We start from the raw sequence: 2,268 nt of genomic DNA on the forward strand, positions 1-2,268 counted from the left end.
GCTTCCATTCCAACGGATAGGAATCCATTCATCATTTTTCGCACCACCCCTCGATTCCAATCAAGCTTTTTCAATACCCATCGCCTCGGGGTTTTCCTGATGCCTCCGTTTATCCCACGGCTGCAAACAGGTCGTTTCACCCCTGTTTTTGCCGTGGGCTATGTTATGTCACCCCGTTGGGGTGTGTGAGATTGCACAGGTGCAATCCAGAATCCAGACCTTACTCGTTCCCAAGCTCTTGCTTGGGAACGCCAATCGGAAGCTCCAGCTTCCATTCCAACGGTTAGGAATCCATTCATCATTTTTTGTACTACCCCTCTTTTCTAATCAAGCTTTTTCAATATCCACCGCCTCGGGGTTTTTTGATGCTCTCACTAAACCCACGGCTGCAAACCGTTCACATTGTTCCTGTTTTTGCCGCGGTTTACTCTACGAAGCCTCAACTACGTTAAAACTTCGTTGAGCAGGCTAGGCGTAGTTGAGGCTGAGTTATGCTACCCTTTCGGGGTATGATTGCACACGTGCAATGCATCCTCTCCCAACTCTTGTTACCGATCATTCCATAACAAGAGACGGAGATATTACCTACACTATCGAGCTCGGTGAGCAGACCTGGTCGTGGCACGGGATGGCTGTTGGGGCGTCTGTGTGAGAGTCATCGGTTGTGTATTTTCGGGGGCCTTCCGGTCATAGCCGGTTCATTCATCCGATGACTATGATGTGATTTCATTTCTGAGCCAAATAAATAGCGTGTTTATACAGATGATCGCTAATTCTAAAACCAGTTTCCCTCAACTTTTCAAGATAGGTTGTCGAATCGTCTACATATCCATTCTTACCAGCTACTAAAATAAGACCAATCGTCCCAATAACATCAACTCCCACACTCGTCGCACAATTTCGGGCTGCTTTGTCATCCAGTGCTACTTTTAGACCTTTTTTTGAATAAGCATGAGCTATAACCTCCGTTTCACCTTTACCAAGATCCCATGACTCAATAATCTTAGGAATGGATCCTACCTCTATTACGTATTTTTTTTATTCTTCTCAATCCATTCGCTGGCAGCATCTTTTTGTCCCACAATTTCATCATAAACTCCACTGGGAACAATCAAATTGTCACTTATTCGGGGCAATAGGTGAATCAGATCGATTTTGGCCAGGAAAATCAGGAGTGAAGCATTGCATACAAGATGCATCATTTTAATTATTGAATTTCTTTCTCAAGCTCATCCGGCGTATACTGAAATGGAGATACATTATATTTCTTTAGCACCTCCAAAAATTCCTGCCTGGATAACTGAGATATTTCAGTTGCTTTAGACTGTGAGATCAATCCTTGTTCGTACCACTTGCTTAAAGCGGCATGCAGTAATTCTTTGGCAAAATCATCTGGATTTTGTCGCAAAGCTGAAAATGATTCTTCAGGTATATCCAGTGTTATTCTATAGCTCATTCTATTTAAACTTAGAGATACCGATGCTATTGTTAATGATTGATAAATATAACAATCTTACTATATGTTTAAATAAAAATATAACTGAAATGAACAGATGCCATTCTAAAGGCCATCCACTGTCTAAACCCTCGATCGTTTCAGGGGTTCTATACCGTTGGTACCAACAGTACCCAGCTTAAAAGACGGATATCTCACCTACGGCATCGGCTTATTACTCGTTCCCAAGTCCCCCATCTGGCGCAAGGTTCAGCGAAACGTCCTCGGTCAACGAAGCCTTCTGGCGTAGTTGACTCACTTATGGCCCACTTACTCAATTAAGAGCAGAAACAATCTATTACCGTCAGTTTTAACTGACGGGGAGAAGTAGAAGATAGGAGTTGGCTTTAACCACATTAAAAGTTCTATTGAAAGCTCAATAATCATTCTCAACCTGGTGCAAGTCTTCAGCGCAGTTTCACTTGTGCCCAATTTTCAGGTACTTTTACTCGTTTCAAAGCCCAACTGGCGTAAGTGTTCACTTGTGCCCTTTTTCCGGTCTATTAACTCGTTCCCAAGCTCCCTGGTCATCGAAGCTTTAGCGTAGTTGACCTTGGCCATCGAAGCTTTTCATGAATAAACGAATTGATAATGGAAATGATAGCGTAGTTGACCTTGGTCATCGAAGCTTTAGCGTAGTTGACCTTGGTCATCGAAGCTTCTCTTTAGCGTAGTTGACCAGCTTCCATTCATTGATCCGTGTGATCTTTCATCTAACATTTTGCCAAATCCTCAAGTTAAAGGGTAGTACCTTTTTTGTGTGAAAAAAGGTA

The 2,268-nt window shown here is 42.8% G+C and carries 4 protein-coding genes; 1 reads left to right on the top strand and 3 read right to left on the bottom strand.

The window, feature by feature from the left end:
* Window positions 1-526: 526 nt before the first annotated feature.
* Window positions 527-652 carry a hypothetical protein gene (locus L6773_RS21555; protein WP_255727826.1) on the top strand — a complete coding sequence of 42 codons (126 nt, stop codon included), beginning with the start codon at window positions 527-529 and terminating at the stop codon, window positions 650-652.
* Between the two features lie 74 nt (window positions 653-726).
* Here the strand turns inward: L6773_RS21555 and L6773_RS21975 are convergent, their stop codons facing one another.
* The 3 genes from L6773_RS21975 to L6773_RS21130 are packed head-to-tail and all read right to left on the bottom strand — an operon-like array spanning window position 727 to window position 1,456.
* On the bottom strand, window positions 727-1,026 hold the full coding sequence (locus tag L6773_RS21975) for a PIN domain-containing protein (protein WP_500809310.1): 300 nt from the start codon (window positions 1,024-1,026) through the stop codon (window positions 727-729).
* Window positions 1,026-1,202, bottom strand: coding sequence for a PIN domain-containing protein (locus L6773_RS21125; protein WP_237856660.1), 177 nt, complete (start codon window positions 1,200-1,202; stop codon window positions 1,026-1,028). The genes L6773_RS21975 and L6773_RS21125 overlap by 1 nt, the downstream gene beginning before the upstream one ends.
* 5 nt (window positions 1,203-1,207) lie before the next feature.
* Window positions 1,208-1,456 (bottom strand): UPF0175 family protein, encoded by a 249-nt coding sequence (locus tag L6773_RS21130; protein WP_237856661.1) that lies wholly within the window; start codon window positions 1,454-1,456, stop codon window positions 1,208-1,210.
* Window positions 1,457-2,268 lie beyond the last annotated feature (812 nt).

It is taken from the genome of Rhodohalobacter sulfatireducens (assembly GCF_022012475.1).
GTDB lineage: Bacteria > Bacteroidota > Rhodothermia > Balneolales > Balneolaceae > Rhodohalobacter > Rhodohalobacter sulfatireducens.